The following is a 24039-nucleotide window of genomic DNA, read 5'->3' on the forward strand; positions in this document are numbered from 1 at the left end:
CCGTCCGGGAGGGAGGTGAGCTGGTCGACGGTTTCGCGCACCCGATCACGTAGCCGACGTGAGGCCGGATCGTCGTTGACACGGCGGCGCCAGCGCAGCCCGACGTCGGCCTGGGCAGGTCGAGGGGTACCGCGTGGCGGCGCAGGGGCACACCCCGCTCGATCAGGTGTGCGACTGTCACGTTGAGCACGAGGCAGATGACGTTGTGCTCGATGGCCATCAGGGCGCCCACGGCGTAGGAAGGCACGACCGCCGCGACGCGGCGGGAACGCCCGATCCGGTCCCCACGCGGAGGACGGCCGCGCCAGGGGCCGGCACAGGGCGTCCGCGACGAGCGGAGTACGGAAGCCGTCGACCACGACGCGCCTGCAGGGCGACGGCGTTCAGACCGCCATGCTCGGCATCGCCCTGCCGCACAACCTCGCCCTCGCGGGGGGACACCCGCCCCGTACGAGGCCGTAGGCCAGGAAAGGCGGTCCCCGCTTCCCCGGACCGGAGAATGCTCAGTCGATACAGAACTCGTTGCCCTCGATGTCCAGCATCGGGATGCACGCATCATTGCCGTCATACAGCGTTTGCACGTGAACCGCGCCGAGAGGGACCAGCCGCGCGCATTCGGCCTCAAGTGCGGCGAGACGCTCCTTACCCACGAGACCGGTGCCGACCCGCACATCAAGATGCACACGGTTCTTGACGGCCTTTCCCTCCGGCACGCGCTGGAAGTACAGCCGCGGGCCCACACCCGAGGGATCTATGCAGGCGAACCACGCATCTTGCTGCTCAGGTGCCTGCGCACGCTTGAAATCGTCCCAAGTGGCAACCCCCTCGGGTGGCGGTGGCACGACGTACCCCAATACCTCGCACCAGAAGCGAGCGAGACGCTCAGGTTCCGCGCAGTCAAAGGTGACTTGGAACTTCTTGATCGCTGCCATGAGCGCACCCTACCGAGAGCGACGGAACCCTTGGCGTCGCAGCCCATCGGTGGGGCGGAGCGCTGCTGGTCCGGGTCCGTAGCCTTGCCGTATGGAGAACGGAATCGACCGCGTGGAGGACGGCTGGGAGGTCCGCTCAATGCGCGGGGTGGGTGTGGGCGAGGTGATCGTCGGCAACACGATGCGGCTGCACATCGGTTCGAACGGGATCGAGGTGCGGGGTCCTGCCGAGCTGACCGCAGACGGTAAGACGTATCTCGTGGACGCTTCCGCTCGGATCAACCTGGAGTGGGTGCCGAAGCTGCTTGATCAGGTGATCGCTGAGGTTCACGCCGCGGATTCAGGCGTTCTGACGGTGCGCTTTGCCAGTGGGTGGCGGCTGGACGTCCCGGTGGTTCCCGGTGGCCCCGGTTGGACCGTCGCTCTGCGAGGCCGCTGCTTCCTCAGCTCCGTACCGGGTGGCGGATCGGCGCCGAGTACGGCGAGAAGAAGCAATTCCTCGTTCTCACCCTGACGATCAAGAACGTCGAGCACAGTGTCGGCACCATTTCGACGGACGGAGCCGTCAAGTGGGAGGACGTGCGGACGTCCCCGCGGAACGCGACTACTCAGCACACCACGCAGGGCCCCGACGTCAGTGCCGAGGACCGGCCGGGGCAGTCCGTGACGGGCTCCCTCGTCCTCCATGTCGGCCGTAAGGGCGGGACCCTGTCGTACATCGATGACCCGAGCAGTCCGGCGTTCAGAGTGGCCCTGCCTGCCGCGTGATTCCCTTGTCGCGAGGCCACGGAGACAGTGCGCCCTACACTTGGGCTGCTCGGCTTCGGGTTCGGGAGCGCGACACTGACTGGACGGGAGAGCGGCGATGGCGGCAGGTGCAGGCGACTTCGGGGACCCGCCTGCCGAGGTGCTGGCAGAGGCCGCCGCCGCGTTCGGACTGCTGGCGTCACCCGCGCGGCTGCACATCGTCTGGACGCTCGCGCAGGGCGAGAGCGATGTGACGGGACTGGCGGAGCGCGTGGGCGGTGCGCTGCCCGCGGTCAGCCAGCATCTGACGAAGCTGAAGCTGGCCGGTCTCGTGCGCTCCCGGCGGGAGGGCCGGCGGCAGGTCTACTTCGTCGACGACACCGACGTGGTGACGGTGGTGCGGCTGATGGTCGGACAGCTGGCCGACCGTGCCGCGCAGGCTCCGTCCCGCCGGATCCGTGACCTGTTCGCCTGAGGCCGCCGTGGCTCCGCTACCGATCCCGTCGGCCGCCCGGAACAGCGGACATGGAAGACACGGCGGACACGGTGGTCGGACTGGGCGGCCGGTGGCCGTGCCGCAGGTGACCGCCGGTGAGCACCGGCGTCGTCGGCGATGGCCGCCGGGTCCGTTCCGGGCGCCGGACGTACACCGGTACCGCCCAGGGAGGGCCTGAACATGGCGGATTCCGGGGCGCGTCGGCGCTGGCTGGTCGTACCGGTGGCCGCCCTGGCTGTCTGGGGCGTCGCGTGCGGCGGCCACCCCTCCATGCCTGATGCCCCGTCGCGCCCCGCGTCCGGCGCGTCCTCCTCCCCGCCCCGCAGCGCTAGCAGCCCGAGCGCACCGGCACGCGGCGTTCGCTACGATCCGGCGGACTTCGCCGCGCCGGTCCGTTCCGCCTCCCGCCAGGCGGGCATCAACCCCACGTTGCTGATGGCCATCCTCTACAACGAGTCGTACAAACCGCACGACCCCGAACTGGAACGGGCCTGGCAGCGCAGCAAGCCTGAGGCGTCGTTCGGCATCGCCAACATGCACCGGGCGGCCTTCGACGAGACGAAACGCGCGCACGGCTTCGCCGACCGGAGATGGGAGGAGCTGCCCGACGACCGGGGCCTGGCCATCGAGGCGGCCGCCTGGCACCTGCACGACCTCGCCGCCCAGCTGCCCGCCCGGTGGGCCGGTCCGTACACCAGGGACGAACTGTCGGCCCTCGGCTACAACGCCGGGGCGGGCAACATGAGCGCGTTCGCCCGCGGCGTGGCACCGGGCGGCCAGGCCCGCTCCTACCTGGACCGGCTGCACGCCAACTGGGCCGAGGCCGCGGCAGCGCTACGGACATGACCGGCGCCGGTCACCAGTCCCCGCCGCCGAAGTCGCTGCCGGAGTCCCCGCCCCCGAAGCCCGATCCGAAGTCTGCCGGGTTGAAACCGGCACCCGAGAAGTCCCCGCCGTCCGGGAGATCCTCGGCCGGCGCGCCGGTGGCGGCGAATGCCGAGGGCGCGCTGATCACACTGCCGAGCATGGTGCCTACGAGCAGGCCGCCGAGCATGCCGCCCCCGCCGCCGCCGAAGTACCCTCCTGCCCAGGGCGTGTAGGCGGGGCCCGCGTTCCAGTAGGGCTGCCTGCCGTGGCCGGTGTCGACCATCCGGGACTGCGGTTCCCCGCCGTCGGCCATGCGCGCGGCATCCGCGGCACACGCGGGAACGGGCCGCGGCGCGCCTCCCTCCGGGGCCCACCGCACATCGCTGGCCGACGGGCCGTGCCGGGGATCGAAGAAGCAGGGGAGCCGGTGTCCGGGCAGCGGGTCACCGCCGCGCCTGGCGGCCAGGGTGGCCAGGGTGAACCGCCCCTGCTCCAGGGTGCCGGTCACCTGCTGGACGTCGTGGGGCCGGGTGGCCTCGGCCATCTGTGTCTTGGCCCGGTCGTACGCGTCCAGCGCGCGGGTGTAGTCCTGCCGCATGTCGTCCGTCGCGCCCGGCTCCGACGGCGAGAAGCCGAGGCGGTCCAGCTCTTCGCCGAACGCCGTGATGTCCTCGTCCACCACGACACGCAGGGCCTCCAGCTCGGTGCGCTCGCGCTCCTCCTTCTTCTTCCTCGAACGGCGGTGGAGGGCGTACGCGCCCGCTCCGACGGCGACGACCACGCCGCCGGCGACCAGCAGCCCGGTGCCCGAGTCGTCCCCGCCGTCCGCCGCCCAGGAGGACGGCGCGCTGCCGTCGGCCCGCAGGAGCGCCTGTTCGACGAAGCTGTTCAGCTGAGCCCCGGCGTCCTCGGGTGAGGAGCGCCTGGCCGCCCCCTTGAGGTTGGCGACGGCGTCGCGGGACATGACCTGCCCATCGGTGGCCGCGTTGAAGCCGTCACCAAGACGGACCGCGTACACCCCGGTGACACCGGTGAGCGCCCGCAGATCCTTCAGCAGGGTTGCCTGCGGGAACTCGGCGGACTCGGGCAGTACGGCGACGAACACCGGCCGGTCCGCGTCCTCGATCTTCTTCGCCAGTGCGTCGGCGTCGGCCGTCGAGAGCTGCTTTTCGGCCCGCGGGTCGACATAGACGGGACTCTTCCTCAGGGCCTCGGCCACCGTGCCGGTTCCGTCGGCGGCGTGGGCCGGTCCGGGGGCCGACACCGCGGCGAGGGCCAGGAATATCGCGGCCAGGGCCGTGGCAGGGCGGAGCACTGACCGGGCTCCGGTGATGACAGGCATGGGAGTTCTCCTGAAAGGACGAAGGGGGAGAGGGGCGGTGGGGCGGGTGCGGCGCTGGGATCAGCCGTACGAGAGCTTGGCGCAGAGGTCGTCGTCGGCGGAGCGGGCGTCGTCGGCGACCTGGGAGGGCACCGCGGTCGGTGCTGCGGAGGCGGTGGCGGTGGGGTCGTCCGCGTACGACTGCCCGAGGATCACGCTGATGCCCGCGGCCGTGCCGGAGCGGAGTTCCGCGGCGGCGAAGAGCCGGGCGACGGTCCTGGCCCCCTCCTTCTGGCCCGGCCCGTACTCGATGACGGTGGTGCGGTAGTCCTGCGTGCTCGCCGTCGCGGTGCCGGTCACCGTGAAGTCCGCTGCCTTCAGTCCCGCCGCCGCACGGGAGGCCAGACCGGTGTGGGAGGTGCCGTTGTAGACGGCGACGGCGATGCCCGCGCCCGAAGGCGGTTCGTCGGCGCTGGGCGACGGGGAGGGCCGGCTGGAGGGCTTCTCGCCGCCGGCGTCCTGACCGTCGAGGGTGCGGTCGGCCTTCAGCGCCGCCCACAGGGCGTCGGCGTCCGGCTCGACGATCGCGACGCGCGCGCCCTCGTACCGCCAGGGGATGGTGATGAACTTGGTGTTGTGCAGGTCGATGTTCTTCAGGGACATGGCGAAGGCGATCAGTTGCTCGGCCGATCCGAGGCCGGGGTCCACGGTCATGGACTTGGTGGCGGCGTTCGCGAGCGGAAGCAGCTTGGTCGGGGTCAGCCCGTCACTCTTCACCTTCTTCAACAGGCTGGCGACGAAGGCCTGCTGGCGCTTGATGCGGCCTATGTCGGAGCCGTCCCCGATCCCGTGCCGGAGCCGTACGTAGTCCAGGGCCGTCCGGCCGGAGACGGTCTGTTCCCCCTTGGCGAGGATGCGTTTGCCGCGGGTGGCCCGGTTGGGGTTGATGTCCTTCTCGTACACGTCCTGCGGCAGGCACACCTGGACGCCGTCGACCACCTCCGTCAGCTTGGAGAAACCCTTGAAGTCGACGACGACGGTGTGGTCGACGCGCAGCCCGGTGAGCGCCTCCACGGTGTTCTGGGTACAGGCGGGATTGCCCTTGGCGGTCTGGCCCACGGAGTAGGCCGAGTTGAACATGACATGGGACTCGGGCCGGCTCCAGCTGCCGTCGGGCAGTTTGCAGCGGGGGATGTCGACGAGGGTGTCACGGGGAATGGACACACCGACGGCGTGCTTGCCGTCGGCGTACACGTGCAGCACGAACGCGGTGTCGGAGCGGCCGATGTCGCCCTTGTCCCCGCCGCCCAGTTCGCTGTTGCCGTCGGTCCGCGCGTCCGAACCGATGACCAGGACGTTCTGGCCCTTCGAGGCGGCCGCGGGCCGGTTGTCGGAGATCCCGTCGGCACCGAAGGTGTCGATGTTGCCGCTGAGCCTGAAATAGGCCCAGCCGGCCCCCGCGGTCACAAGCGCGAGCAGCGACAGGAATATCCCGAGCACGAGCCGTATCCGGCCGCGCTTGCGCCGCCGGCCGCGGGCGGTCGACCGAGCGCCGCGGCGGTCCGGTGCCGTCTTGTGGCTGCCTGTCATGTGTGCGCTCTCATTCATCCGGTTCATCCAGAGGAGACGACTGCCCTCGCCTCAAGGTTGTACAGTTGCGCAATCTAGCAACCTTAAAGGCGGGTGCGGTCACCGAGGCGCGCACCGGAATGACTGAGGGGAAGGGTGAGTTGACGCATGCTCCGTAACGGACTGGAACCCTGGCATCTACTGATCGCGGCGATCGTGATCATCGTGCTGTTCGGGTCGAAGAAGCTGCCGGACGCCGCCCGCGGGCTGGGGAAGTCGATGCGCATCCTCAAGAGCGAGGCGAAGGCGATGGGGGAGGAATCCCCGTCGCCGGCGGCCGCCCCGGAGCCCGCTCCGGCCGAAGAGGCGCAGGCGCGGACGATCCGGGCCGCCCCTGGTGACGCGGCTTCGGCGCGCCCCGTCCCGGAGGGCGACGTCACCCCCCTCTGAGCCTCCATCGGGGGTCGGTGCGGGAGCCCTCCGGTGGCGGTTCGCCCCGTACCCGGCGGATACGGTGGCCGGTGTGCGGGGTGTCGCGGGCGCGGGGTCCGTCGTGTGATGCGCGTCCATGACAACACCTCAATGGTTGCGCAAGCTCTGAACTATGATGGGGTGTGTCACGCCGGAGCGGCCCACGGCAGGCTCGGCCCCACCTCGCCTCAGGAGAAGCAGCGCACATGGGCGTCAGCCTTGCCAAGGGTCAGAACGTCGTCCTCAACCAGGACGGCACCCCGCTCGCGGATGTCGCCATCGGCCTGGGCTGGGACGCCCGGCCGGTCGGTGGCGGGGACTTCGACCTCGACGCGTCCGCGATCGTCTGCGGGCCGGACCTGAAGGTCGTCTCCGACGAGCACTTCGTCTTCTACAACAACCTCACCAGCCCCGACGGTGCGGTGCGGCACACCGGGGACAACCTCACCGGCGACGGGGACGGCGACGACGAGCAGATCCTCATCGACCTCGACGGCCTCGACGAGAAGGCCGTCCAGGTCGTCTTCGCCGTGTCCATTCACGACGCGGAGACGCGCGGTCAGAACTTCGGCCAGGTCAGCGACGCGTTCATCCGGGTCGTGGACAACCTGACCGGCCGTGAGATGTGCCGCTACGAACTCTCCTACGACGCCGCCGGGGAGACCGCCATGGTCTTCGGTGCCCTCTACCGCAGGGGCGGTGAGTGGAAGTTCCGTGCCATCGGCCAGGGGTACGCGTCGGGCCTGGCCGGGATCGCCACCGACTACGGCGTGAACATCGGCTGAGTCCCTTGCGCGGCAAGGCGGACGACAGCCCTGGGCATCAATCTCACCGGGGGACACGTATGAACGGGCCTGGCCAGGTGCAGCCACGCGACCGGATCCACTTCGAGCGCGTGCTGGATCAGGCGCTGAACTCCCCGTCGGTCCGCGAGGCGCTGAGCCGCGCCGACGGGGCCGTGAACGCCGAACAGCTGCGTACCCGCGCGCTGGCGGCGAGCGCCGGGATCGCAGCCGCCGCGGACACCGAGTACCGCGACCTCCTGCGGATCCGCGGCCGGACGGACACCTCCGGTGGCGCATCGCCGAGCGCCGGGAGTTCGTCGGGCTTCCGGGGCGGGCTGATGACCGCACTGGTGGTGCTCACGCCCAGCGTGGTGGCCGTGGCCGCAGCCCTCTTCCTGCTGCTCGGGTACGGCCTGCGCCTGAGCGGCGCGCAGCCCCATCTCGCGGACGGGCTGGTGACCGCGGGATGGACGGCCGCGCTCGTGGCGGCGGTGGCCGCGCTGGCCGGCGTCATCGCGATGATCGTGGCGGCTTCGCGCAACCGCTCCACCTCCTACGACGCCGGCTCCGGTGACGAGCGTCCCGAGGTGGAGCGGGAACGCGAGCGTTGGCAACGGGTGCTGCTGGAGCGGGGGATGGTGCCGTTTCTGCACCGTGGGGTGCGCGAATCACTGACCGGGGAGGGCGTCCGCCCGTCCGAACGCCCCGCACTGCCCGGACCGGCCGACAGTGCGCGTGACCGTTCGGCTCGCCCGTCGGACCGGGGCTTCACCGCCCCCGGCTACGCGAGCCCGGACTTCGCCGGACCCGGCTCCTCCGGAGCCGAGTAGCCCGGTACCCCTGCGGACGCGGCGGCACCTCCACCGGCTGTGGACTCAGGTGGCGTCGTGATCGAACGGCGGCCGCTCCGCAGGCGCCGGGGTGTCCTTCCCCAGGGAGACCGGGCTCGCCCCCCGGTGTGCGGCGGGCTCCGCCGTGTCGTCGGCCGTGCCGCGTACCGCGTTCGCGACCTCCGTCAGTTCCCGTCTCGGGTCGAGGGCATCGCGGATTTCGTCGAGCCCCGGACCGTCGCCGTCCAGGACGTGTTTGCGCACGAACGTCCTGGGATTCAGATCCTCGAAGTCGAAGTCCTTGAAATCCGGGCCGAGTTCGGACCGGATCTCCTGTTGTGCGTTCTCCGAGAACTCCCGGTACTTCCGGATGAACGCCGACACGTTCTGAATGAGCCCCGGCAGTTTGTCCGGTCCGAACAGGAGTACCGCGAGGATGACCAGTGTCACGACTTCAAGCGGGCCCACATCAGGGAACACGGTGCCACTCCTCGGACCCTCACTGCCCCGCCGCCCTGTGCGCCGTCGGGCATCTCGCTTCGGTCTCCAATACTCTATAGGTTGCGCAAGTAACGAAGTGTCGGGGGTTCGTTCGCGCTCACCGGAGTGGCGGGCGGGAAGCCTTCCGGCCGGTCACGGGTCCGGGAGCCCGCACCGCGCATCCGGGATCCGGGGCCGACGACTACCTGCCGTCCGGGCCCGCGGCCAGGACGCGGCGGGCGCCGCGTACCACCGCCTCGTCGATCATGCGGCCCGAGTCGTCCACGACCACCCTCGAGTCGGACGTCTCGAACCGTTCGATCAGCGCGCGGGCCCGCTCCAGTTCGGCGGCCGCCGGGGTGAACACATCGTTGACGACCGGGACCTGCCCGGGATGAATGCAGCTCCGGCCGCCGAATCCCAGGCGTTTGAGCGCGGTGGTGGACCGGTACAGGGCGTTGAGGTCGCGGAAGTCGGTGCTGACAGGGCCGAGCGGCGGGGCCAGCCGGGCGGCCGCGCAGGCCAGGACGAGCTGCGCCCTGGGCCACAGCAACTCCCTCTGGTCCGGACCGGGTTCGATCCCCGTGTCGGCGCACAGGTCGGCCTCGCCCAGCTGCATGCGGCTCACCCGCGGCCCGCGCGCGATCACCGGGGCGGACAGCAGGGCGGCCGCGCTCTCCAGGAGCGGGCACAGCGCGATCCACGGGGCCGCGGACAGCGCGTCGGCCACGGCGACGAGGTCACCGACCCCTTCTGTCTTGGCCACCATCAGTCCGTTGACGGCCGGCAGAGCCATCCGGCGGGCGTCGGCGACCGCGTCCGTGCCGGGGTTGACCCGCACCCAGATCTCCGGGCCCGCACGACGGACAGCCGGTGCGATGCCCTCCAGCCAGGCCGAGGCGGTCGCCCGCGCGTACTCCTTGGAGCCGGGGGAGACGCCGTCCTCCAGGTCCACGATCACCGCGTCGGCCCCCCTGCCGAGGGCCTTCGCCAGCATGTCCGGGCGGTCGCCCGGTACGTACAGGGCGGATCTCATGCGCCGCTGCCTCTCTGTCCCGCTCGAATGGAATCGGCCGCTGGGCCCGACCGGCACGGCCGCTCGGAGCGCACGTGGTGGGGGAGGGGGCCCTGCCCCCACCGCGGTGCGCGGGCGGCCGTGCCGCGTCGCTCAGCTGCCGGTCGGCCGGTGCAGATAGGAGCCGACCGCCTTGCCGCCGACCTTGCCGTCGGCCATGATCCGGTTCCCGCGCAGGAAGGTGTCGGTGACCCGGGCCGTCAGCTCGAAGCCCTCGAAGGGGGTGTACTCCTGGGCGGACTCCGAGTCGGCCGCGCGGACGGTCCAGCTGCCGTCCGGGTCGACCAGCGCGATGTCGGCGTCGAGGCCGACGGCGATCCGGCCCTTGGTGGGGAGGCCGTAGCGCTGGGCCGGGTTCCAGGCCGTGAGGGCGGCGATCCGGCCCAGTGGCAGGCCGCGCCGGGTGCCCTCGGTGATCATGCCGGGCAGGAGGTACTCGGCGCCGCCGAAGCCGGACTTGGCCAGGAACACGTCGTCCGCGGGCTCGCCGAACTTCAACTCCTCGCGGCAGCAGGCGTGGTCGGAGACGACCCAGTCCACCGTCCCGTCCAGGACGTACTCCCACAGGGCCTCGACGTCCTCGCGGGGACGCAGCGGCGGGTTCACCTTGCCGCCGAGGCCGTGTGCGGTGTCGATGTCGGCCAGCAGGTGGCCGACGGTGACCTCGCGGCGGAAGTCGATGTGGGGGAACGCCCTGCTCATGCGTACCGCCGCGTCGACCGCCTTGCGGGAGGACAGGTGCAACAGGTTGATCGTGGGCAGGCCGGTCTCGTGGGCGAGGTAGGACGCGATGGAGACGGCCAGCCCCTCGGAGTGCTGCGGGCGGGAGGCGCTGTAGGCGGCCAGGCCGGTCAGCTCGCCGCCCTCCTCCACCAGCTTGGTGTACGCCGTCATGATCTCGGCGGTCTCGCAGTGCAGGGACAGCGAGATCTGGTCGGCGATCTCGGGGAACTGCTCACGGGCGGCCTGGATCCCGCGCATCACGAACTCGAAGTGCGCGTAGTCGTAGCGCTCGCCCTCGGGCGTCATGAGGAAGGAGCTCTGGTCGGCCGAGCGGCCGTGCAGTCCGTGGCTGCCGTAGAACATGAACACCTTGAACGAGGTGACGCCGTGGTCACGGACCAGGGCCGGGATCTCGGCGATGTGACCCTTGGACATCGGGGCGAGGTGGTAGGCGTAGTCCACCTGGGCGCGGCCCTCTGTCAGTTCCAGCACCTCGGGGAAGAAGTCGGCGTACGTGCCGCCCTTGTTGAGGTAGTACTGCCCGGTGCGCATGTAGCTCAGTGCCGAGGTGACACCGCCCTGGGCGCAGGCGCGGCTCTCGCTCGCGGCGTCCTGGTCGAGCGGGTTGTAGATGCCCCAGTGCTGGTGGGCGTCGACGACACCGGGGAAGGCCAGCTTTCCCCCGCCGTCGACCACCTCGGCGGCGCCGGTGACGTCGATTCCGGGGGCGACTTCGGCGATCTTCCCGCCCAGGACGGCGATGTCCGCCGCCGCCGGCTCGTCCTGTTCGTCGGTGACGACCCGGACGTTCCTCACCACGAGGTCGTAGTCAGTCATGATGGCCTCCTGCCACTGTCTTCAGCTCGGCCAGGGGGCTGAGCAGATCTTGGATACGGTCGAGTCCGGCGAGGTTCAGACCCCGGTCCATCACGAGAGCGACGGCGGAGCCGGACAGCCGGCCGGCGGTGTTGTCGCGGAACTTCAGGGCGAGTTCGGCGTCCGACAGCGGTCGGTCGGGGCCGCCCCGGTTGCTGAGCACCTCCTGCCGCCAGACGCGGCCGTCGGTGTCATGGGCGGTGAGCACCGCGGGGAACTGCTCGGGGAAGATGCCGGTGGCCATGTCGTCGGCGACGACCTCGACCTTGGCCATCAGCTCCCGGCGGGCGGGGTCGCGGGCGAGTTCGTCGGTGAAGTCGTCCAGCCCCAGGCCGAGTCCGTGCCCTCCGCCGAGAAGCCCGGCGGCCACCATGTAGGGGCCGGAGAACTGGGCCTGATAGCCCGTCTCGGGGGCGCGCTTGCGGTCGATCGGCTGGCCGATCGTACGGACCACCGGCGCCGGCACGCCGAGCACCAGTCGCTCCACGCGCGCCGGGTCCAGGCCCTGCTCGCGCAGCGCCATGGCGGCGTCGGCCGCGGTGTGGGTGAAGTGGTTGGCCGGGTACGGCTTGAAGAAGATGCCGGGTACCGCCCACTCGGTGCCCAGGCCGTTGGTGATGGCCGTGGGGTCGTAGACGCCGTGCAGGAACGCCTCGAAGAACCCGAAGCGCCCCTCCAGGACGGTGGGCGGTCCGGTGAAGCCGCGGCGCACCAGCTGGGCGGCGGTGACGGCGGACTGCGCGGCCAGACCGCAGTGCAGCCGCTTCACCGTGCCGCCGGTGCGGTTCGCCTCGATGATGCCGCCCGCCATGGAGGCCGTGATGCCGAGCACGTCCACGAGGCCCTCCGTGGTGAGGCCGAGGAGCAGCCCGGCGGCGACGGCGCCGCCGAGCGCGCCGCAGATCGAGGTGGCGTGCTGCCCGTGTTCGAAGAAGGTGGAGTTCCCGGAGTCGCGGTCGTAGCCGGCCATGCCTAGCCGTACGCACACCTCCAGGCCCACCGCGATGGCCCGAACGGTGTGGCGGCCGTCCGCGCCGGTGGCCTCTGCGGCGGCGAGCGCGGCGGGGACGACGGAGGCGCTGGGGTGCAGGACGGACGGCAGATGGGTGTCGTCGTAGTCGAGGGAGTGCGCGAGCACGCCGTTGGCGAGAGCGGCGAGCGGGGCGGGCACCCGTGTGCCGCCGCCGCCCACGACCGTCGCCGTCGGCCGTCCGCCCTGTTCGCGGACATGCTCGACGATCGCGGCGGAGGTGGGCAGCCGGTGGGCGGCCACACAGAGGCCGAGCACGTCGACGACCCGTTTGCGGACGCTGTCGTCGACCTCGCGCGGAAGGGCCTCGTACGAGGTCTCCGCGGCGAACTCGGCGAGGTGCCGGGCGAGGGTGGGCTCAGCCACGGCCGTCTCCCGCCGACGGGTCGCTCACCACGGCCAGCGGGCGCACGGGGGACCCGGTGGCACCGAACAGCGGCAGCGGCGACAGGACGAAGGTGAACTCGTGGACCTGCCGGGCCGCGAGCTCCTCCAGGTCGAGCGTCTCGATGATGTAGATGCCGGACTCCACCAGGAGGACTCGGTGCGCGGGCAGGCTGGCGTGACCGGCCCCCGGCGCCAGCCGTTCGAAGGCGATGGAGTCGGCGCCCGCCGCGTGCACCCCGCGTGCGGCGAGCCACTGCGCCCCGGCCTCGCCCACGCCGGGGACGCCGGAGTCGTTGCCTATGAAGCCCTCGCGGTCCGGGCCGTCGAACCGGCGCCCCCAGCCGCTGCGGACGAGCACGACGTCACCGCGCTCCACGGGGGTGCCCTGAAGGCGTTCGGCGGACTCCAGTTCGGCGACGGTGATCTCGTGGCCGGGCTCGCAGACCTCGGTGCCGAGCGCCGCGGGCACATCGAGCAGGACGCCCCGGCGCACCATCGGGGCGATGGTGTGCACCCCGTGGTCGGGGTAGACGCCGCCGATCCCGGCGGTCCGGGCGTCGGCTCCGCCGTACAGCTTCCCGTTGTGGGAGACATGGGCGAGGGCGTCGATGTGGGTGCCGACATGGGTGCCCATGACGAGCATGTCGTTGGCGGCCGAACCGCCGTCCGCGCGCACCCGGTCACCGTGGCGGCGCGGCAGGGTGTGCCAGTAGGCGGGGTGGTTGGGCGACTGGGGCATACCGATGTGGAGCCGGCGGCCGAGGTCGAGGACGCGTACTCCCTCGCGTACCGCTGCCAGGAGCGGATCCCGCCTTCCGATGGGCGCCGGCTGGATGATCGATGCAGTCTTGTTCATGGTGCGTCCCCTCTCTGTCTCTGTGGTGCTGAGTGCTGCTTCGGCCCGGCGGGGCCGTGGCCGCGGCCCCGGTCAGGAGACGACCTTGCGTTCCCGCAGGTCCGTCAGTTCCTCGGGGCCGACGCCCAGTTCCCCGGTGAGTACGTGTTCGGTGTCGGCGCCGTGCGCGCGTCCGGTGAAGCGGATCGCTCCCGGGGTGCCGGACATCCGCCACATGACGTTGTGCATGAGGAGCGGGCCGAAGTCCTCGTCCTCCACGGTGGTGAGCATCTCGGTGGCCCGGATGTGGGGGTCCTCGACGAGGTCCCGCGCGTCGTAGACGGGTGCCACCGCGGCGCCGGCCGCGGTGAACTCGGCGATGACGTTCTCCCGGGTGCGTTCGGCGATCCAGCCGCCGACGAGGCCGTCGAGCAGATCGGCGTGGGCGGCCCGGCCGCCCCCGGTGGCGAACCACTCCTCCCGGACGACCTCCGGATGGCCGACGAGTTCCAGGACGCGTTCGGCGATCCGCTGGGCGCTGGTGGAGATTGCTACCCAGTGGCCGTCGCTGGTGCGGTAGGTGTTGCGCGGGGCGTTGTTGGTGGAGCGGTTGCCGTGCCGTCGCGCCACGACGCCGAGCTGGTCGTAGACCGTCGGGGACGGCCCGACGGCGGCCATGATGGGCTCGATCAGGTTCATGTCGATGACCTGGCCGCGGTGGTCAGGGTCCCGTTCCCGGTGGTAGAGGGCCATGGTGACGGCGGACGAGGCGGCGATCCCGCAGATGGTGTCGGCGAGGCCGAACGCCGGGAGCGTGGGCGGGCCGTCGGGTTCGCCGGTCAGATGGGCGAACCCGCTCATCGCCTCGGCGAGGGTGCCGAACCCGGCCCGGGAGGCGTAGGGGCCGGTCTGCCCGAAGCCGGTGACGCGGACGAGCACCAGACCCGGGTTGATCCCGTGCAGGACCTCGGGGCCGAGGCCCCAGCGCTCCAGGGTGCCGGGCCGGAAGTTCTCCACGACGACGTCGGCGTCCGCCACCAGAAGGCGGAAGAGGGCGGCCCCGTCCGGGTCGGAGAGGCTGAGGCCGACCGTGCGCTTGTTGCGCGATATCTCCTTCCACCACAGCGGTATGCCGTTCTTGGACTCGCCGTGACCGCGCATCCCGTCCCCGGCGACGGGGTGCTCGATCTTGATCACGTCGGCGCCGAAGTCGCCGAGCAGCTGGGCACAGAGCGGCCCGGCCAGGATGGTGGAGGCGTCGATGACACGGATGCCCCGCAGGGGGCCGTGTCTGGAGTCCGGGGCCTCCCGCGCGGGGCCGGCCTCTGCCGAAGTCGTCATGGTGCGTCCTTTCGTTCCCCGGCGGTGTCCCGTACGGAGCCGAGGTCGGCGGAGATGTTGTCGGCGGCCGAGGTGACCCATTCGCCGAGCTGACTGCTGCTGGCCTCGCTGAACATGGCCTTCGTCCCGCACACCGAGACCGAGCCGACGACCTGGCCGATCGGCCCGTGCAGGGCGGCGGCGACGCTGGCGGCCTCCACCTGCCGTTCCCCCACGCTCACCGCGTAGCCCGTGGCGCGGATGACCGCGATCTCCTCGCGCAGCGTCGCGGCGGAGGTGATGGTGGCGTCGGTGACGCTGTCCAGACGGTGGTGGTCGATGTAGTCCTCCACCTCGGAGTCGGGGAGCGCGGCGAGGATGGCCTTCGAGGACGAACCGGCGTGCAGGGGATGGCTGGTGCCCAGTGCCACCGACATCCGGATCTCCTGGCGGGAGAGGACCTGGTCGACGTACACCCGGGACCAGCCCTGGCGCAGCGAGAGGGTCGTGGTCTGGCCGGTGCGCTCTGACAGGGCCACCAGATGGCGGTGGGCGACGGTGGCGATGTCGAGTTCACGCATCGCGGCGAGCCCGATGGTGAGGGCGCCGGGGCCCAGCCGGTAGGCCTTGGTGTCCTCCTCGAAGGCGAGGAAGTTCCCCGCCACGAGTTCGCGCAGGATGCGGTGGGCCACCGCCTTCGGAAGCTCTGTCTCCCGTGCGATCACCGAGACACCCTGTGCGTGCGGGGCACGTGCCACGGCGTCGATCACCGCGAGCGCTCGGGCGATCCCGGAACGGCTGCGGCTGTTGTGCTCTTCGGTGTCATCGATGACGGTCATGGGATCCTCGGTCGGTCGGCCGCCCCGTCTGCGGGGCCGGCGTGGGTGGTCACGGCGGGTGGAGGGCCCGGCGGTGTCAGGAACCGCCGGCGACCTCCGTGATGACCTCGATATCGCCTCGAACGGCTTTGGAGTAGGGGCCGATGGTGTGGGTGAGGGCCACCAGCTCCTCCAACGTCTTCTGCGGGCACTCGGGCGCCGTGACGGTCAGCCGGACCGCGATCGCGTACGCCCCCGCCGCGACGGTGCCGAGGGTGCCGGACGCGGTGTCGGTGACCGGTCCGGCGGTGACGCGCCGACGGCGTTCGACCACGCCCAACGCGCCGCCGAAGCAGGCCGCGTACCCCGCGGCGAACAGTTCCTCCGGGTCGGTGCCGGTGTCGCCCTCGGCGCGCCCGGCCGGCCGGGTCAGGGCCACGTCCGGCGAACCGGTACGGGAGCGTGCCCGCCCGGCGCGCCCGCCGGACACGTCCACGACGGCCGTGACGCCGGTGAGTTCCTCGGTGTGGCCGCAGAGCGTGTCACGCAGGGCGACGGTGTCGGCACGCACCGCCGCCACGTCCCGCACGAGGTGCGACCTGATTCCCAGTTCGCCCATCCGGCTGGTCAGCGCGAGCCTGGAGTACGTGGTGATCCTCGAGGCGAAGGACGCGGTGGGCGACAGCACGTGCACCCTGGCCCCCTCGCGGGCGAGGCTCTCGGCGACGGAGGAGGCCGCCCAGGTGCCCTGGTCGTCGCGGACGAGGACCGTACCGCGGAGCGGTGAGTCCGGGTCCCCGAGTCCGGCGACCGTCTCCAGGATGTCGAACACGGGCGGCCTGTAGGGCAGTTCGCGCTCCCCGGAACGGGCGCCGGCCGCCACGACGACGTCGTCGAAGCCGTCCAGCTCGGCGATGTGCGGGCGGGCCGGCCCGACGAGGTCCGCCTCTCCCGCCGCGACGAGGTCGGCCGCCTCCGGAAGGCTGTCCAGACGGCAGACCGCCAGCACCGGGAGATCGGGGAACGCCGCCTTGAACAGGGCCGCGTGGTGCCGGAATCGGGCGTGCCGGAAGCTCATGTCCGCCATCTGCGTGCCCAGCGAGTAGCTGCCGTGATGGGCGGCGTGGCTCACGTGGACGTACAGCAGCGGGAATTCCCGCCGCAGCCGGCCGACGATCTCGGCCATGTCGGGGGGCGTGAGCCCGCCGGGGAGGAACTCGTCCGCGCCGATGCGGATACCCATCGGCAGGTCCGGCGACCAGGCGGCGGTGCGGGTGGCGTCCCCGGCGGCCTGGCGGCCGGTGTGGAGCAGCTGGGCGTACATCCGCGTGCCGTGGACCTGTACGGACTCGGCGATGCCCACGTGGTGCGGAATGGAGGAGTCGTCGAAGCTGCCGAGACCGATGTGGCGGCCGGCGCTGGTCGGGTGGACCCGGATGCCCTCGGTGATGATGAGCCCGACACCCCCGCGAGCCCGTTCGCCGTGGTACGCGGCATGACGCTCGGTGGGGTGGTCGGCGTGGCCGAAATTCGTCGTGTGCCCGGGAACGAACACCCGGTTGCGTAAGTGGACTTGACCAAGCGCGAAGGGGGACAGAAGGGTACTGACGTCAGATCTTGTCACTATTACTCCCTCCCGAACGAGGGGTGGCGACCGAGACCGTTCCGTTCACAGGTACGCCGTTCGATTGAACGGAACAATAAGAACCCTCAGATGGCCGAGTCAATGAGTACCTACGGGTAACTTGCGTTATTGGCTTTCGATCAATTTCGGCCGTTTCTCGCTCGCGGCCTTGGTGTCGGCTGCGGGAAGGCGGAAACCGCGGGCGCCGAGGTGTGGCCCACCCGCGATCCGCGTCCCGGGAAAGGCCGGTGTCCGGCATTCATCTGTCGTCCAGGGACGGAGCCGCCCAAGTCATGCTCAATGCATCGCAGTCAGGGCGGAACGCCCTACTGTCGTCGATATGACGGAGCCAGTGGCAGAGGCGTGCCCCCACGACGACGACCCGGGCATGGCACGCTTGATCTTTCTGTCCGACGGCATCTACGCCATCGCGATGACACTGCTCGTCATCAACGTGGCGATCCCCACGGACCTGGGAGATGCCGCATTCCACAGAGCCCTGAGCGACGCGCTTCCCGACGTCGGCGCCTTCGCCCTCAGCTTCACCCTCATCGCCGGATTCTGGCGTGACCACCGCCGCATCCTCACCACGCTGCCCGCCGAGACGGTCGTGGTCACCCGCCTGATCTTTCTCGGCCTCGGCCTGGTCGCCCTGCTCCCCTTTCCCACCGGGCTCCTGGCCGAGTACGCCTCTCAACCCGAAGCGGTCGCCCTGTACGCGGGTGCGGTGGCCGCGACCCACGCGGTGCACGCGATCCTGCTGCTGATCACGCAACGCCAGGCGCGCCCGTCGCCCGCAGCATCATCCGCCGCCACGGGCCGCCGCTCCTTCACCGCGCAGCTCGGCTCCAGAGTGCTGATCTTCTGCCTCTCCATTCCGTTGGCCTACGTCAGCACGGAAGCAGCCATGTTGTTCTGGCTCACGCTGATCCCCGCCCACTACATCCTCGGCCGCCACCGCCACGGTGTACCAGCGATCCGAAACCGCCCCTGACCGCTTCCGGGGCGCGCGTCCCGTGTCCTCAAGCGGGCGAACGGCCGCCTCACCGGAGCATTCGGACTGGCCGTCATCAGGGGCCGGGAACAGCTTGGCACCCCTACGCGGCCGAGGTGCCTCCGACTTCGCCGTCGCAGCGTGCCTGGTGGCCGCGGTCGTCTCGCTGCTCCGCGGCCGCCGTTACATCCACGGCGAGACGGCGACCAAGAAGGCATGACCCCGCGCGGCCCACGAGCTGCCGGGGACCGTCACCCGCGTCGGCGCAGCCGCAGCGGGGCGTAGACAGCCAGGGCGGTGAGGAACGCCACCCCGTAGGCGAGGTCCGCCCCGTGCAGCGCCTTCGCCACCGGGCCCACGTACAGGCCGGTGCTCATGAACGGCACCGCCGCGGCGAAGGCGACCGCGAAGGCGGCCGCGAGGACGAAGGTCATCACGGTCTGGAGCCGGTGGATCACCTCGTACCCCAGTACGCCGAGCGCGCCCTGGGCGGCCATCATGACCAGCACCCCCAGCCAGAACGGCCAGCCGCACAACTGGGCCAGCGCCTCCCCGCCGAACAGGCCGATCAGCGCGTCCCAGGCGATGGAAGACAGCCACTGGAGCGCGCCCGGCAGTACGACGCCCCGACCGAACGCCAGCCGCGCGAGCGGGAGTTGCCCGGCACCGGTCTGGCTGCCCCAGGTCCCCAGATACGCGGTGGGCGCGGCGCCCACGAGCGTGCCGAGCACGACGGCGGTGAGCGCCGTGGCGAAGTCCAGGCCCAGCGCGATGCCGACGGTACCGGTGAAGACGCCGGTCATGGTCAGGTTCGGGGCGAACCAGACGGTGAACAGCCGGCCGGGCCCGCCGTAGCGTCGGTCCTCGGGAACCGGGGCTATCCCGTGCGCCTCGACGCGCAGATCGCCGGGGGCGCTGGGCATCCGCCCGTCGAACGCGGGCCGCGAATCCTGGGTATACGGCAATGACATGAAGACATCCCTCCGCCAGTGCTAACTGGTTCAGGTTCGACGGGTGTGTTCTCAGCCCTCTGCGGGGCACCCCGTGTCCGGTGCGGCGGTCAGGATAGCTGGGTGTGCGGATCGCGACGCGTTGCGGGGGTCGATGCCGAGGGCATGACCTAGAGGGCGCAGCGGAAGCCGCCGTGGCCCGTCGTGCTGTCGGGGGTGTTGGAGGTGCGGGCGGCGATCCGGTAGCGGTTGCAGTAGGAGCGGTGGCAGAGATACGAGCCGCCGCGCAGTACCCGGTTCTCGCCGTGCGGCGGTCCGGCGGGATCGGTACGGGTCTCGGGGCGGTCGGCGCGGTGCCAGTCGGCGCTGAAGCGGTCGGCGCACCATTCCCAGACGTTGCCCGAGGCGTTGTACAGGCCGAAGCCGTTGGGGGCGTACGCCTTGACGGGTGCGGTGCCCGCGTGGCCGTCCTCGCGCGTGTTGCGTACCGGGAAGTCGCCCTGCCAGATGTTGCAGCGGTGCCGGCCGTTCGGGGTGAGGTCGTCGCCCCAGGGGAACCGCGCCCGGACGAGTCCGCCGCGGGCCGCCTTCTCCCACTCGGCCTCGGTGGGCAGCCGCTTGCCGGCCCATCGGGCGTAGGCCGTCGCGTCGTTCCACGACATGTGGACCACCGGGTGGTCCCGGCGGTCGCCGATCGAGGTGCCCGGTCCCTCGGGAGCCCGCCAGTGCGCTCCGGTCACCGCGCGCCACCAGGGGGCGCCGGGTACCGTTCCGGGCAGTACGGCACGGCGGGCGGCCGGGGGTACGAAGGAGCCGAACACGTAGGACCAGCCCAGGAGTTCGGCCTCGGTGCGGTAGCCGGTGGCCTTGGTGAAGACGGCGAACCGGGCGTTGCTGACGCAGGCCGCGTCGATGTGGAACGGCCCGGTCGTGACCTCACGTACCGGCCCCTCGCCGTCGTCCGGGAACGCGTCCTCGTCCTCGCCGCCCATCAGGAACGGTCCGCCCGGTACGGCGACCATGCCGCGCAGGAGCTCTGCCGTGCCGCGTACGGGCACGGCGAACTCCGCCGGGGGAGCGGCGGTCGCCGTCGGCGCACTCTCGCGGGCGGGCCCGCAGCAGGCGTTCACCGTGCGGCCTCCCTGTCGGGCGCGCCGGGTGCCGGCCGGTCGAGCAGTTCCGCCAGGTCCTGGCCGGTGGTGCGCAGCAGCAGGGCGACGCCGCCGAGCGCGGCCGCCTCACCGCCGAGGGTGGAGCCGCGCACCTCGATGGTGCGGGGAGCCGAGGGCAGGGAGAGCGCGGCGAGTTGCTCCCGGATGGGGGTGAGGACGAGGCCGTCCAGGGCCGCCGGTTCGCCGTAGACGACGATGCACTCGGGGTCGACCTGTGCGGCGAGTGCGGCGAGGACCCGGCCCGCGAGGACGGCCGCGGTCCGGAGCACGTCGGCGGCGTCCGGCTGGCCGTCGGCGGCGAGGGTGATCAGCTCCGCGGCGTCGCGGGCCGTGACCCCGCGGTCGGCGCAGGCGGCGAGCAGTGCGGGGACGGAGATGAGCCCCTCCAGACAGCCTCGGCCACCGCAGTGGCAGGGCCTTCCCTCGGGATCGCAGCTGGTGTGGCCGATCTCGCCGGCCGCGCCATGGGCGCCGTGCACCAGCGCGCCGTTGACGACGAGCCCGCCACCGACCCCTTGTGACCAGCGCAGATAGACGGCGTTGTCGAATCCGCGGGCGGCGCCCCAGGTCACCTCGGCGAGGGCGGCGAGCCGGGAGTTGTTGTCCGTGAGCACGGGGGCGTCGAAGTGCCTGCCCAGCTCGGCGGCGACGTGGCCGGCGAACGGTGTCATCGTGCGCGGGTCGCCGGAGGCCGGGTTCTGCACGAAACCGGGGAGGCCGAGGCCGATGCCCTCGACGGGCGCGAGGCTGATGTTCTCGCGCCGCACCAGGTCCTCCACGGCGCGGATCGCCTGCGCCGCCCGTTCGGCGGCGCCGCTCTCCGCCGGTACGGGGGCGCTGGAACGGCCGACGATCTCATGGGCGCAGTTGGCCACGACCACATGGAGCCGGTGGCGCTGGAGGTCGATCCCGATCAGCTCGGCCCCGCGGGAGTTGAGGGAGATCTCCAGGGCCGGTCTGCCGCGGCCGCGCGGCTGCTCCGGATCGGGGGCCGGCTGTTCGATGACGGCCTTGCGTTCCAGCAGATCGGACACGATCGCGAACAGGGTGGTACGGGAGAGCCCGACCCGCGCCTTCAGCTCGCCCCGGCTCAGCGCGCCCGACCTGCGCAGTTCACCGAGTACGGCGGCTTCATTGGCCCTGCGCAGGCGCTGCAGGGCATCGGTGCGTTCCGTCATGGACGCATGGTCGATCGGGCCGGGGCTTTCTGTCAACGCGCCGGACGAATTCACACACTGTTTATTCCCAAGGGTTGACGTAAAAAAGTCGACGTCCCTACAGTTCCGGTCATTCGGCTGCTCCGGCACATGCCGAAGCACCGCCGGACCGGGCATCGACCGGGTCCCCGGCAGCACAGTGAGCGACCTTTCGAAAGGGCGGCCCGAGTGGCTCCGCGCAACGTCCTGTTCCTGATGACCGACCAGCACCGGGTCGACACCCTGGGCTGTTACGGCAACCCGCTCGTCGACACCCCCGCCCTCGACGCCCTGGCGGCCGAGGGAACCCGCTTCGACCGCTTCTACACCCCGACCGCGATCTGCACCCCGGCCCGCGCCTCGCTGGCCACCGGTCTCCACCCGTTCCGCCACGGGATGCTGAACAACCCCGAGCGCAACGGCGGGAGCAAGGACGAGCTGTCCGACGACAGCCCCACGCTCTGGGGCCAGTTGATGGACCAGGGCTATGCGGTGGGCCATGTCGGCAAGTGGCACATCGGCCGCGAGCGCGGCCCCGAGTTCTACGGCCTGGACGGCGAGCACCTGCCCGGCGCCCTCAACCCCGTGCACCACCCCTCGTACGAGAAGTGGCTGGAGGACAACGGCTTCCCGCCCTTCTCGGTACGCGAACCCGTCTTCGGGACCGCCGCCAACGGCACGGGCCGCGGGCACCTCATCGCGGGCCGGCTCCAGCAGCCCGCCGAGGCCACCATCGAGGCCTTCCTCACCGACCGCACACTCGGCCTGCTGGACCGCTACGCCGGTGAGTGGAAGGCGAACGGCACGCCGTTCATGCTGTCCTGCCACTGGTACGGCCCGCACCTGCCGTACCTGATCCCCGACCACTACTACGACCTCTACGACCCCGCCGACGTCCCGCTGCCCGCCTCGATGGCCGAGACCTTCGCGGGGAAGCCCGAGGTGCAGCGCCAGTACAGCGCGTACTGGTCGTCCGACGGATTCGACGCCGCCGCCTGGCGCAAACTGATCGCCGTCTACTGGGGCTACGTCACGATGATCGACCACCAGGCCGGGCGGCTGATCGAGGCGCTCAAGGGGCACGGCCTGTGGGACGACACGACGGTCGTCTTCACCGCCGACCACGGCGAGTTCACCGGCGCGCACCGGCTCAACGACAAGGGCCCGGCGATGTACGAGGACATCTACAACATCCCCGGCATCGTCCGCGTCCCCGGCGCCCCCGCTCAGGTCAGCGACGACTTCGCCAGTCTCATCGACCTCAACCCGACCATCCTCGAACTGGCCGGCGCACCCGTGCCCGCCCCGTGCGACGGCACCAGCCTGCTGCCGCTGCTGCAGGGGGCCGGGGCCGGGGACACCCGCGACGAGATCGTCGCCGAATTCCACGGCCACCACTTCCCGTACTCGCAGCGCATGCTCCGCGACCGGCGCCACAAGCTGGTCCACAACCCGGAGAGCGTGCACGAGCTGTACGACCTGGAGACCGACCCGCACGAACTGCACAACGTGTACGAGGCGCCCGCCTACGCCCAGGTCCGGCGCGACCTCACCGTGCGGCTCTACCGCGAACTGCTGCGCCGCGGCGACCCCGCCTACACCTGGATGAGCTACATGGCCGACATCGGCGGCGACCGGGCGGCGGACGTCGACGGAGTCGCGGAGGAAGTGGCATGAAGACACCGTCCGAAGCCCCCGCGGAACAGCGGACCGGGCACCCGGACCCGGAGCGCACCACCGGTCCGGCCATCACGAAGGGCACGCGGACCCCGGGGAAGAAGGCGCGCGGGACCGGCCGGCTCACCGCCGTACTGCTCGGCCTCGCGTCCGCCGCCCTGGGCCTGCTCACCTGGGTGATCCTCGCCAACAGCGGCATCGAGGGCTTCCCCGGACCCGTTGCGGTGGCCCGCCGCGCGGGTGAACTCATCGCCGACGGAACCCTCTTCACCGACGCGGGCGCCAGCCTGAAGCGCGTCCTCATCGGCTACGTCCTCGGCGTCGTCCTGGCGATTCCGGTCGGCTTCCTCATGGGCTGGTACCCGGTCGTCCGCAGGCTGATCGAACCGTGGCTGCAGTTCTTCCGCATGGTGCCGCCCCTCGCGATCATCCCGCTCGCCATTGTCCTGATGGGCATCGACGAGACCCCGAAGATCTTCGTGATCTTCCTGGCCTCGTTCCTGTCGTCCGTCGTCTCCACCTTCCAGGGCGTCGTCGCCGTGGACGTCACCCTCGTCAACGCCGCCCGGGTGCTCGGCGCCCGCGACCCGCAGGTCTTCCTCGGCGTCGTCGTGCCCGCCTCCACCCCGTTCATCCTGGTCGGCATGCGGATCGGGCTCGGCGCGTCCTGGGCGACCGTCGTCGCCGCCGAACTCATCGCGGCCCAGGGCGGACTGGGCTTCCGGATGCAGCAGGCAGGGCTCTACTACGACCTGCCGACCATCTTCGTCCAGCTCATCGCGATCGGCGCGATCGGCCTCGCCATGGACCGGCTGCTGCTCCTCGCCGAGCGCAGGCTCACCCACTGGCAGGAACGGCGGTAAC

23 protein-coding genes, 1 pseudogene and 1 riboswitch are annotated in these 24039 nt (G+C 71.3%); of the genes and pseudogenes, 10 read left to right on the forward strand and 14 right to left on the reverse strand.

Annotated elements, in window-relative coordinates:
- Positions 1–503: 503 nt before the first annotated feature.
- The gene (locus ACIQM0_RS18595; RefSeq protein ID WP_401287733.1) at positions 504–932 is read right to left on the reverse strand and encodes a VOC family protein; all 429 of its coding nucleotides are present in this window, start codon (positions 930–932) and stop codon (positions 504–506) included.
- 91 nt (positions 933–1023) lie between these two features.
- Here ACIQM0_RS18595 and ACIQM0_RS18600 point away from each other — a divergent pair, with 91 nt between their 5' ends.
- From ACIQM0_RS18600 to ACIQM0_RS18610, 3 genes are all read left to right on the forward strand, one after another.
- A complete protein-coding gene (locus tag ACIQM0_RS18600) occupies positions 1024–1446 on the forward strand; it encodes a DUF6188 family protein (RefSeq protein ID WP_401287736.1) in 423 nt (140 codons plus the stop codon).
- A 351-nt stretch (positions 1447–1797) separates the two neighbouring features.
- On the forward strand, positions 1798–2154 hold the full coding sequence (locus ACIQM0_RS18605; RefSeq protein WP_385343993.1) for an ArsR/SmtB family transcription factor: 357 nt from the start codon (positions 1798–1800) through the stop codon (positions 2152–2154).
- A gap of 201 nt (positions 2155–2355) precedes the next feature.
- Positions 2356–3021 carry a transglycosylase SLT domain-containing protein gene (locus ACIQM0_RS18610; RefSeq protein ID WP_401287739.1) on the forward strand — a complete coding sequence of 222 codons (666 nt, stop codon included), beginning with the start codon at positions 2356–2358 and terminating at the stop codon, positions 3019–3021.
- 10 nt (positions 3022–3031) lie between these two features.
- On the opposite strand, the gene ACIQM0_RS18615 is transcribed toward ACIQM0_RS18610, so the two are convergent.
- Together ACIQM0_RS18615 and ACIQM0_RS18620 are read right to left on the reverse strand one after the other, a co-directional pair.
- Positions 3032–4384, reverse strand: coding sequence for a hypothetical protein (locus ACIQM0_RS18615; protein ID WP_401287741.1), 1353 nt, complete (start codon positions 4382–4384; stop codon positions 3032–3034).
- A 60-nt stretch (positions 4385–4444) separates the two neighbouring features.
- Positions 4445–5953, reverse strand: a complete 1509-nt coding sequence (locus ACIQM0_RS18620) for an LCP family protein (protein ID WP_401287744.1) — start codon at positions 5951–5953, stop codon at positions 4445–4447.
- Between the two features lie 147 nt (positions 5954–6100).
- On the opposite strand from ACIQM0_RS18620, the gene tatA reads away from it, so the two are divergent.
- The 3 genes from tatA to ACIQM0_RS18635 all read left to right on the forward strand — a co-directional run bounded on the left by tatA (position 6101) and on the right by ACIQM0_RS18635 (position 8018).
- A complete protein-coding gene (gene tatA, locus ACIQM0_RS18625; protein WP_401287747.1) occupies positions 6101–6382 on the forward strand; it encodes a Sec-independent protein translocase subunit TatA in 282 nt (93 codons plus the stop codon).
- 227 nt (positions 6383–6609) lie between these two features.
- Positions 6610–7188, forward strand: coding sequence for a TerD family protein (locus ACIQM0_RS18630; protein WP_401287749.1), 579 nt, complete (start codon positions 6610–6612; stop codon positions 7186–7188).
- Between the two features lie 59 nt (positions 7189–7247).
- Positions 7248–8018 (forward strand): hypothetical protein, encoded by a 771-nt coding sequence (locus tag ACIQM0_RS18635; protein ID WP_401287751.1) that lies wholly within the window; start codon positions 7248–7250, stop codon positions 8016–8018.
- A gap of 45 nt (positions 8019–8063) precedes the next feature.
- On the opposite strand, the gene ACIQM0_RS18640 is transcribed toward ACIQM0_RS18635, so the two are convergent.
- The 8 genes from ACIQM0_RS18640 to ACIQM0_RS18675 all read right to left on the reverse strand — a co-directional run bounded on the left by ACIQM0_RS18640 (position 8064) and on the right by ACIQM0_RS18675 (position 17186).
- Entirely contained in the window at positions 8064–8498 is a 435-nt protein-coding gene (locus ACIQM0_RS18640; RefSeq protein WP_401287754.1) for a sec-independent translocase, read from the reverse strand.
- A 202-nt stretch (positions 8499–8700) separates the two neighbouring features.
- The gene (locus ACIQM0_RS18645) at positions 8701–9534 is read right to left on the reverse strand and encodes an HpcH/HpaI aldolase/citrate lyase family protein (RefSeq protein WP_401287757.1); all 834 of its coding nucleotides are present in this window, start codon (positions 9532–9534) and stop codon (positions 8701–8703) included.
- 132 nt (positions 9535–9666) lie between these two features.
- Positions 9667–11133, reverse strand: coding sequence for a dihydroorotase family protein (locus ACIQM0_RS18650; protein WP_401287759.1), 1467 nt, complete (start codon positions 11131–11133; stop codon positions 9667–9669).
- On the reverse strand, positions 11126–12568 hold the full coding sequence (locus ACIQM0_RS18655; protein ID WP_401287762.1) for an MmgE/PrpD family protein: 1443 nt from the start codon (positions 12566–12568) through the stop codon (positions 11126–11128). The genes ACIQM0_RS18650 and ACIQM0_RS18655 overlap by 8 nt, the downstream gene beginning before the upstream one ends.
- The gene (locus tag ACIQM0_RS18660; RefSeq protein ID WP_401287764.1) at positions 12561–13445 is read right to left on the reverse strand and encodes a cyclase family protein; all 885 of its coding nucleotides are present in this window, start codon (positions 13443–13445) and stop codon (positions 12561–12563) included. Before ACIQM0_RS18660 ends, ACIQM0_RS18655 begins: the two co-directional genes overlap by 8 nt.
- A 72-nt stretch (positions 13446–13517) precedes the next feature.
- Entirely contained in the window at positions 13518–14765 is a 1248-nt protein-coding gene (locus ACIQM0_RS18665; RefSeq protein WP_401287767.1) for a CaiB/BaiF CoA transferase family protein, read from the reverse strand.
- Positions 14762–15583, reverse strand: a complete 822-nt coding sequence (locus tag ACIQM0_RS18670) for an IclR family transcriptional regulator (RefSeq protein ID WP_401287769.1) — start codon at positions 15581–15583, stop codon at positions 14762–14764. The genes ACIQM0_RS18665 and ACIQM0_RS18670 overlap by 4 nt, the downstream gene beginning before the upstream one ends.
- A 76-nt stretch (positions 15584–15659) precedes the next feature.
- On the reverse strand, positions 15660–17186 hold the full coding sequence (locus tag ACIQM0_RS18675) for an Ohr family peroxiredoxin (protein ID WP_401287772.1): 1527 nt from the start codon (positions 17184–17186) through the stop codon (positions 15660–15662).
- Between the two features lie 340 nt (positions 17187–17526).
- Here ACIQM0_RS18675 and ACIQM0_RS18680 point away from each other — a divergent pair, with 340 nt between their 5' ends.
- Both ACIQM0_RS18680 and ACIQM0_RS18685 read left to right on the forward strand, forming a co-directional pair.
- On the forward strand, positions 17527–18180 hold the full coding sequence (locus tag ACIQM0_RS18680; protein ID WP_401287774.1) for a TMEM175 family protein: 654 nt from the start codon (positions 17527–17529) through the stop codon (positions 18178–18180).
- A 94-nt stretch (positions 18181–18274) separates the two neighbouring features.
- Positions 18275–18400, forward strand: a complete 126-nt coding sequence (locus ACIQM0_RS18685; RefSeq protein ID WP_401287776.1) for a hypothetical protein — start codon at positions 18275–18277, stop codon at positions 18398–18400.
- Between the two features lie 64 nt (positions 18401–18464).
- Here the strand turns inward: ACIQM0_RS18685 and ACIQM0_RS18690 are convergent.
- The 3 genes and pseudogenes from ACIQM0_RS18690 to ACIQM0_RS18700 all read right to left on the reverse strand — a co-directional run.
- Positions 18465–19151 (reverse strand): annotated as a pseudogene (locus tag ACIQM0_RS18690) (cytosine permease); the annotation flags it as partial.
- Positions 19142–19235: riboswitch (TPP riboswitch) on the reverse strand. (Overlaps the previous pseudogene by 10 nt.)
- A 65-nt stretch (positions 19236–19300) precedes the next feature.
- Complete coding sequence (locus tag ACIQM0_RS18695) at positions 19301–20260, reverse strand: formylglycine-generating enzyme family protein (protein ID WP_401287778.1); 960 nt, start codon at positions 20258–20260, stop codon at positions 19301–19303.
- Positions 20257–21480 (reverse strand): ROK family transcriptional regulator, encoded by a 1224-nt coding sequence (locus ACIQM0_RS18700; RefSeq protein WP_401287781.1) that lies wholly within the window; start codon positions 21478–21480, stop codon positions 20257–20259. Before ACIQM0_RS18700 ends, ACIQM0_RS18695 begins: the two co-directional genes overlap by 4 nt.
- Positions 21481–21687: 207 nt before the next feature.
- Between ACIQM0_RS18700 and ACIQM0_RS18705 the strand changes: the two genes are divergently transcribed.
- Positions 21688–23175, forward strand: a complete 1488-nt coding sequence (locus ACIQM0_RS18705; protein WP_401287782.1) for a sulfatase-like hydrolase/transferase — start codon at positions 21688–21690, stop codon at positions 23173–23175.
- On the forward strand, positions 23172–24038 hold the full coding sequence (locus ACIQM0_RS18710; RefSeq protein ID WP_401287784.1) for an ABC transporter permease: 867 nt from the start codon (positions 23172–23174) through the stop codon (positions 24036–24038). The genes ACIQM0_RS18705 and ACIQM0_RS18710 overlap by 4 nt, the downstream gene beginning before the upstream one ends.
- Position 24039: the final 1 nt, after the last annotated feature.

The organism is Streptomyces sp. NPDC091387, assembly GCF_044756945.1.
Lineage (GTDB): Bacteria > Actinomycetota > Actinomycetes > Streptomycetales > Streptomycetaceae > Streptomyces.

Coding starts and splice junctions, on each gene's coding strand:
- ACIQM0_RS18595 (WP_401287733.1), bottom strand. CDS start 932: ATGGCAGCGATCAAGAAGTTCCAAGTCACCTTTGACTGCGCGGAACCT.
- ACIQM0_RS18600 (WP_401287736.1), top strand. CDS start 1,024: ATGGAGAACGGAATCGACCGCGTGGAGGACGGCTGGGAGGTCCGCTCA.
- ACIQM0_RS18605 (WP_385343993.1), top strand. CDS start 1,798: ATGGCGGCAGGTGCAGGCGACTTCGGGGACCCGCCTGCCGAGGTGCTG.
- ACIQM0_RS18610 (WP_401287739.1), top strand. CDS start 2,356: ATGGCGGATTCCGGGGCGCGTCGGCGCTGGCTGGTCGTACCGGTGGCC.
- ACIQM0_RS18615 (WP_401287741.1), bottom strand. CDS start 4,384: ATGCCTGTCATCACCGGAGCCCGGTCAGTGCTCCGCCCTGCCACGGCC.
- ACIQM0_RS18620 (WP_401287744.1), bottom strand. CDS start 5,953: ATGACAGGCAGCCACAAGACGGCACCGGACCGCCGCGGCGCTCGGTCG.
- tatA (WP_401287747.1), top strand. CDS start 6,101: ATGCTCCGTAACGGACTGGAACCCTGGCATCTACTGATCGCGGCGATC.
- ACIQM0_RS18630 (WP_401287749.1), top strand. CDS start 6,610: ATGGGCGTCAGCCTTGCCAAGGGTCAGAACGTCGTCCTCAACCAGGAC.
- ACIQM0_RS18635 (WP_401287751.1), top strand. CDS start 7,248: ATGAACGGGCCTGGCCAGGTGCAGCCACGCGACCGGATCCACTTCGAG.
- ACIQM0_RS18645 (WP_401287757.1), bottom strand. CDS start 9,534: ATGAGATCCGCCCTGTACGTACCGGGCGACCGCCCGGACATGCTGGCG.
- ACIQM0_RS18650 (WP_401287759.1), bottom strand. CDS start 11,133: ATGACTGACTACGACCTCGTGGTGAGGAACGTCCGGGTCGTCACCGAC.
- ACIQM0_RS18660 (WP_401287764.1), bottom strand. CDS start 13,445: ATGAACAAGACTGCATCGATCATCCAGCCGGCGCCCATCGGAAGGCGG.
- ACIQM0_RS18665 (WP_401287767.1), bottom strand. CDS start 14,765: ATGACGACTTCGGCAGAGGCCGGCCCCGCGCGGGAGGCCCCGGACTCC.
- ACIQM0_RS18670 (WP_401287769.1), bottom strand. CDS start 15,583: ATGACCGTCATCGATGACACCGAAGAGCACAACAGCCGCAGCCGTTCC.
- ACIQM0_RS18680 (WP_401287774.1), top strand. CDS start 17,527: ATGACGGAGCCAGTGGCAGAGGCGTGCCCCCACGACGACGACCCGGGC.
- ACIQM0_RS18700 (WP_401287781.1), bottom strand. CDS start 21,480: ATGACGGAACGCACCGATGCCCTGCAGCGCCTGCGCAGGGCCAATGAA.
- ACIQM0_RS18710 (WP_401287784.1), top strand. CDS start 23,172: ATGAAGACACCGTCCGAAGCCCCCGCGGAACAGCGGACCGGGCACCCG.